General features: G+C 39.3%; 6 protein-coding genes and 1 tRNA gene. 3 read left to right on the top strand and 4 right to left on the bottom strand.

The features are described from left to right. Nucleotides 1-36: 36 nt before the first annotated feature. Complete coding sequence (locus QZ576_RS22285; protein ID WP_038554490.1) at nt 37-309, top strand: HU family DNA-binding protein; 273 nt, start codon at nt 37-39, stop codon at nt 307-309. Between the two features lie 84 nt (nt 310-393). Further along, nucleotides 394-1,074 (top strand): RNA methyltransferase, encoded by a 681-nt coding sequence (locus QZ576_RS22290; RefSeq protein ID WP_297101740.1) that lies wholly within the window; start codon nt 394-396, stop codon nt 1,072-1,074. 187 nt (nt 1,075-1,261) lie between these two features. Here the strand turns inward: QZ576_RS22290 and QZ576_RS22295 are convergent, their stop codons facing one another. The 4 genes from QZ576_RS22295 to QZ576_RS22310 form a co-directional block, all read right to left on the bottom strand. Next, nucleotides 1,262-2,452: a glycosyltransferase family 2 protein gene (locus tag QZ576_RS22295; RefSeq protein ID WP_297101742.1), complete on the bottom strand. Its 1,191-nt coding sequence runs from the start codon at nt 2,450-2,452 to the stop codon at nt 1,262-1,264. Continuing rightward, complete coding sequence (locus tag QZ576_RS22300; protein ID WP_297101744.1) at nt 2,449-3,651, bottom strand: glycosyltransferase family 4 protein; 1,203 nt, start codon at nt 3,649-3,651, stop codon at nt 2,449-2,451. Before QZ576_RS22300 ends, QZ576_RS22295 begins: the two co-directional genes overlap by 4 nt. Nucleotides 3,652-3,657: 6 nt before the next feature. Further along, nucleotides 3,658-5,139 carry an LptF/LptG family permease gene (locus QZ576_RS22305; protein ID WP_297101747.1) on the bottom strand — a complete coding sequence of 494 codons (1,482 nt, stop codon included), beginning with the start codon at nt 5,137-5,139 and terminating at the stop codon, nt 3,658-3,660. A 122-nt stretch (nt 5,140-5,261) separates the two neighbouring features. Then, nucleotides 5,262-5,642 (bottom strand): START-like domain-containing protein, encoded by a 381-nt coding sequence (locus QZ576_RS22310; RefSeq protein WP_297101748.1) that lies wholly within the window; start codon nt 5,640-5,642, stop codon nt 5,262-5,264. A 148-nt stretch (nt 5,643-5,790) separates the two neighbouring features. On the opposite strand from QZ576_RS22310, the gene QZ576_RS22315 reads away from it, so the two are divergent. Then, a tRNA-Met gene (locus tag QZ576_RS22315) sits at nt 5,791-5,864 on the top strand. The last annotated feature ends 894 nt before the right edge of the window (nt 5,865-6,758 follow it).

A 6,758-nucleotide genomic window follows, 5' to 3' on the forward strand; every position in this document is an offset into this window, starting at 1 on the left:
TTCAATCACTTAATTAATTATTTAAAATTTTGCCTTATGAACAAAGCTCAATTACTTGATGCGATGGCCGAAAAAGCAGGCCTTAGTAAAGCTGATGCTAAAAAAGCTCTTGATGCATTTGTAGGTGCTACTACTGATGCACTTAAAGCTGGAGACCGTGTTGCTCTTATTGGATTCGGTTCTTTCTCTGTTTCAGAACGTGGTGCCAGAACTGGTAGAAATCCTCAAACAGGAAAAGAAATTACTATTCCAGCTAAAAAAGTTGTTAAATTTAAAGCTGGTGCTGAATTAGCAGATGCTGTATCGTAACTTATACGAGTAGGTAAAAAAAACTGATTAAAGGGAAGCCAAATGCTTCCCTTTTTTATTTAACGCTATCAAACTTGAACGAAAATGGATAATAAACTTCTAGAATACCTTGCCGGCTATCTTACACCACAACGCCGCGAGCTTTTTGAAAAAGTATTAAATAAACGCACCAGGCACCTTACGGTTGTTTTGGAAGATATTTACCAGAAACAAAATGCAAGCGCAGTTTTGCGCACCTGCGATTGTTTTGGGATTCAGGATGTACATATTATCGAAGACCGCAACGAATTTCAGGTGAACCGCGAAATTGCCATGGGAGCCTCAAAATGGTTGTCGCTACATAAATATAATAGTAAAGAACATAATGCTCTCGACACCATTCGGACGCTAAAAAAACAAGGCTACCGCATTGTTGCTACCACTCCACACAACAACGATCTGGAATTACAGGATTTTGATATTACCAAAGGAAAAACGGCTTTGGTTTTTGGCTCGGAACTACCCGGAATAACGGAAACCATTATGGAGGAAGCCGATGAATTTCTGAAAATACCGATGTATGGTTTTACCGAAAGTTTTAATATCTCGGTTTCGGCTGCAATTATTTTGCACCATCTAACCATGAAAATGAGAGACAGCAAAGATCTGGACTGGCAATTAAGCACTGAAGAAAAAGACCAGCTTAAAATGGAATGGATTCGAAAAACCATTAAACGAAGCGAGCTGATTGAAAAACGTTTTTGGGAAGAAAACAGTAAAAAATAAAACGCTGGTTCTGAAATTTACAATTTTTACCCTTTCCTGCCATTGGACAAATGAAAGCCGGCTATAAATAACGAATTTCGATTAACGATTTTTGAATGACGATTTCGAATTAAACACAGAAAAATTAAGACAGACTTCTGCAATCAACATTCGCTAATCATCATTCTACATTCATAATTCAATAAAGCTACACTGCCCTTTTTGATTTTTCCCAATTTACTGACTGGCGACCTTTCACATACCGAACGATACCCAGAATAGAGGCATAATTGATCATTACAAAATAATACGGTACAAAAAGCGCTTTCAGTCGCACCTTCCTGTTTTCGAAATACCAGCCAAACGCCGCAGCGATGTAGCACAGAACCTGCAGATACAATACAAGCGCATAAAAATTACCCGCACTCCAATTATTGGCATATACTACCAACAGCAGATTTATAATAAATAAAAGAAACAAAGCCGGCGGAGCAAATGCCCAACGCAAAACTTTGTGCGAAAAATACTGCCAACTCAACAGGCCGTTTTTGAATGGATTGAGCAATCCTTTCAATCGCATAATAGTTTGAATTCCTCCGGCAGCAATTCGTACTTTACGTTTCAATTCCTCTTTTACATTCAACGACGCCGTTTCCTCTGCATAAGCATTTGGTGCATATGCAATTTTATATCCCCGTTGAGCAATGCGCAATGAGATAATAAAATCGTCGAGCAAAGTATCGGTTTCCACCTCCTCGAAAAGTTCGGTTCGTATGGCAAACAATTCGCCAACCGCACCAACTGCCGAATTCAATTCCCAGTCTTTACGCTTAATCCACGATTCCATTTTCCAGTACAGCCCTTCACCGGCACCGGCAGCTGCTTCTTCATCTTTCTGCACAATGCGCTTCTCCCCTGCTACACATCCAACTTCCGGATTACTAAAACAATTTACGATCTCGCGAATGGATTGTTTTCCCAGAACCGTGTTCGAGTCGGAAAAGATCACAACCGGTGCTTTTACAAATTTCATCCCCCGGTTCATGGCATGCATTTTCCCGCGTCGTTCCGGCTGATGATAAACTTCCAGCTCTTCTATTTGCTTTAACAATTCCAGGCTCCCGTCATCTGACCCGTCGGTAACCCACACATATTGAATTTTTTCTTTTGGATAATCCAGCGAAAAAGCATTTTTGACTTTCTGATTGATGTAGTCCTTCTCGTTAAAAGCCGTTACAAACAAACACACTTCGGGCTCGTAACCCTTGTTTTCAAGTGCAACTTCACGGATGCCAAACATCTTTTTCAGGCCCACAAAAAACCACAATACAAGCGCATACCCGGCATAAGTATAAAACAGTATGAATAAAAATACCCAGAATAAAACGCTTAAGATCATTTAGTGTATTGTTTGTATAATCCGATTAGCTTTTTCGATATCGCTAAATTATCAAAATTCTGCTGGATAAAAAGGGTTGCGTTCTTTCCTATGCGCTCAAAATTATCTCGATCTTCGAGTAAGCCGGAAACAGCCTCAACAAAGCCGGATGCATCGTTAGCCAGCAAAACATTTTCGCCATCGGTAACATCAATTCCTTCGGCACCAATCGATGTTGACACGATACTTTTTCCCAGCGCCATTCCTTCAATAATTTTTATACGCATGCCACTGCCCGAAAACAGCGGTACAATCATAATTGCTTTCGAATTCATAAACTGATAGGCATCGGCAACTTCTCCTTCGAAAACGACACCTTCAACATTTAATTTGTCGATTAACCACTGCGTTGCATTTCTACCGGCTACGTGAAAACGCAGATCGGGATATTTGCGGTGAATCTGCGACCAACAATTTTCAAGAAACCATAAAATCCCTTCCTGGTTGGGTGCCCATTCTAAGGAGCCCATATGAAAGAGCGATGGAAATTCAAGATTAGTTTTCTCAGGAACCACGGTCGTCGAATCGATGCCAGTTTGAGAAACTTGTTTGTCTTTTACATTTCCCAGTGAATCGAGAATCTCGCCATCGCGCGCAGTAATCGGAACCAAAATATCGTAGGTATTCAACAATTCAGTTTCGAAACGTTTAATTCTTTTTGAAAGATTTTTCAGATAGATCTTCTTTAAACCTTGGGATAGTTTTGCTGCCCTCTCCCAAATCTCGAACTCCACATTATGCGCACGATAAACCACCGTTGCATTGGAATATTTTCGTATTAAAGGAATATACGGACAAACATAAAGTCCTTCCAACTGAATAATGTCAAACTCATTTTTTGATAAAAGGTCTTTTAGTGCCTCACTAAAGTTCTCATCGATAAAACGAACGGCATTGTATGGTTTTCGCGAGAAGAGGAGATTTGCCAAAGCGGCAAACGCACTTATTTTAGCCGGAACATCAACCAGCTTAAATGTTGCCAATTGTTTTATTTCATCGGGAATTTCATCCGGCTGAACATGATGTTTTAAGGTATTCATCGCCAGCACGGTCACCTTATTTCCCAGCTGCGCAAATCCTTTTGTTAAATTCATACAGGCTATGGCCCCACCATCCTTGGTTGGAAAAGGAACCTTATTTGTTACCTGCAATATGTTCATTCGGGTTTAATCGTTTGATTTCTTTTTCTTGAAAAACCGTCCAAGTCCCAGGCGGGCAAAAAACTTGGTGTAAGCTTCGGCCGTCATGATAGCTGAATCGGTTGCAGCCTTATACGTTAACCAGACGCCAATCGGCAGAAAAATATACGACGAAAACCACATTCCGTTAAACATATCCCAAACGTCTTCGCGGGCAGTTTTTTCGCCACTCATAGAAACAATGTAATACAGAATAAACAGGAATATCGACACTACCACCGGCATCCCCAATCCTCCTTTTCGGATAATTGCTCCTAGCGGCGCCCCAATAAAAAAGAAGATAAGCACGGCTACCGAAAGTGTAAATTTCCGGTGGCGTTCCATCCGGTATTTATTCAGCGTTTTCTTTTTATTATAAAGCTGACTCTGAAACATGTTCACCTGTTGCATATTGCTTCGGGCTCTGTCGAGTGCACTTTTTGCAATATCAGCCTGTACCCATTTATCGAGGCCGGAATAATAAGCGTCAAAATCAAATATCGAATCCGCTTTTATTTCCTCAGTGTCGCGTTTCAACGAATCGGCTTTCGCTGTGAGATTATACATTTTCCGCGAAATGGTCGGATTTATATTAAGCTGCATCATATAATTGCGCACACGGTCGTAATAATCATCCGTTAAACTGTCATCGGCAGTCTCCAACTGATCGATGGTAAGCATGCGGTACTGATTTTTAAAAATACTTTCGTCGCGGCGGTTAAATTCGAAATTGCGAACTTTCACCCTAATCGTTTGCGATTCAAAACGATTGCGCTGATACGGATACGTTTCTTTTTTACCACGGTCTTGCGCTTCCGACTCCTGATAATTTACTCCGCTATACAGATTCAGCACCATATACTTTTTGTCCTCCGTAATACGTAAAAAACCTGAGTCGGCAACCGTAACACTTTCGTTGGGTTTATTTTTGGTATGGTCGTAAATCAGCAAGTCGTACAACATTTTTGTATCGTTATCACGCTTGCCAACTTTAATGCTGTACCCATCCATTTCGTTGGTAAAAACGCCTTCCTGCAACACCAGTTCGGGCCGTTGCTTTTTAACACTATATAAAAGCGTCGAGAATTTCAGGTTCGTTTTCGGAAGAATATTATTGGAAAAATAGAATGCGATTCCGGTAATAAGTATCGCAATAACAATTAATGGGCGCATGATTCTGAAAAGCGAAATTCCGGAAGCTTTCATGGCCACCAATTCGTAGTTTTCGCCGAGTGCCCCAAAAGTCATGATAGAGGCCAGCAGCATGGCCAGCGGAAAAGCCAGCGGAAGCAAAGCAAACGATGCATAAAACATCATTTCGCCCAGCACTTTAAAATCGAGCCCTTTTCCAACCAGGTCGTCTACATACTTCCACAAGAACTGCATAAGCAGCACGAAGACCACAATAAAAAAGGTCATAAAAAATGGCCCTAAAAAAGATTTTATAACAAACAGGTGTAGACGTTTCATGTACTTTCTTTCATTCTGGAAACGCTTACAAAACTAAGTTATTTTAGGAATTAGTAAAGTAAAAAAGGTTAAGAAACGTTATCAACGCCGGAACACAGCTGTTAATAATTTGAAAAAGCGAATTATGAACCTAGTACATGTTTTAAATCGGCCACCTGCGAATCCCAAAGACCACGGGTTTCGTCTACCTCGTCTTCTTCGGCAAAGTCGGTTATCAGAAGCGAAACATCGCCGGTAAGTTCATCGCGCGTTATCCTAAATTCGAAATACGATTCATCTTCCTCATCAATCCAGTTAAAACGTACCAAACGGTTTTCTTTGTGCAGGGTCATTTCAGCAGTTTGCTCCGATCCGTCCCAAATAAAAGTGTAACGTTTTCCACGAACACGAACATCGTCGGCAAACCACTCAGTTAACCCGGAAGCAGTGCTCAATCTGTTATAAAGAACCTTGGGAGAACAATTAATTAAGTATTCCAGGTTGATTTTTACTTTACTAGTCATAAGTTTGATTTTCGGCAATATAATTAATAAGAATGTAACTTACAACTAGTTAAAATCGGCTGAAGAAACTTATTTTGAAAAATTACAAAAATGGTTAGTGGGAATAAAAATAAATACTATATTTGCACCGCATTTTTGAAAAACAAATGGCGAGGTAGCTCAGCTGGTTAGAGCGCATGATTCATAATCATGAGGTCGGCGGTTCAAGCCCGCCTCTCGCTACTGAAAATCAAGAGGTTATAAGCACAAAACTTATAACCTCTTTTTATTTACACACAATTTGCACACAAATATATATACTCTTTAAACTTTTTACCTACACCGAAACACCCTACATAATACACTGCAAATAAACCATTTAAGTGATTTATCAATAAAATTTTCAATTTTAAAAATAATTCTCCATCATAATTTCAATTTCCATTGATCCTATTAATTGTGTTTGTAAAAGGAATTGAAAACGTATAGTCGTGTGAAGGCAAAGGCAAGGGTAGCCTGGCATGAAATAAAATGGAATGTCAAGCTACTCTTTCGTGTGGTGCCGAAGTTGGTGAATGTAATAAGTGATCCCGAAAGAATTTCGGGTCAAACGTGTGGAATGAACCTACTGCAGGCACATGGTTTTACATGGAAAATGTGCAAAAATGGAATTGTCCTTTGACACTTAAATAACCAGAGCACTAGTAACTTCCAATACCGATTGATTTTAATGATTTTTGTTTTTCCCTGAGAGTTGACAACATGTAAATTCCTAGTGAGAAGCACCAAGAATAGAAATCACATATTCAATTTTGCGATCCAATCTAGTGTCCCACTCTCTTACTATTTTAGATCTTGGTTCCCCTGTAATTTTGCGTAACAATAATATTAAATGTTCTATCTAGCGTTTCTGACTTAGACAAAAACATTATGAATATACTTCGCAATACAATAACATAAGTTGTTTATTCTAATTCTTCACAAACAACCATGTTTCGTGATGGTCATCCATCAAATCACAAATACAATTAAAAAATTCTTCTTCTAGCTTATTTATTGTTTATCACTAATTCTTTCTACCGAAAGAACTGAAATTATTACAGACAAAAAAAGAATCGCAGCAATTGTAATCAACGA

This window comes from uncultured Draconibacterium sp. (assembly GCF_913060805.1).
Lineage (GTDB): Bacteria > Bacteroidota > Bacteroidia > Bacteroidales > Prolixibacteraceae > Draconibacterium.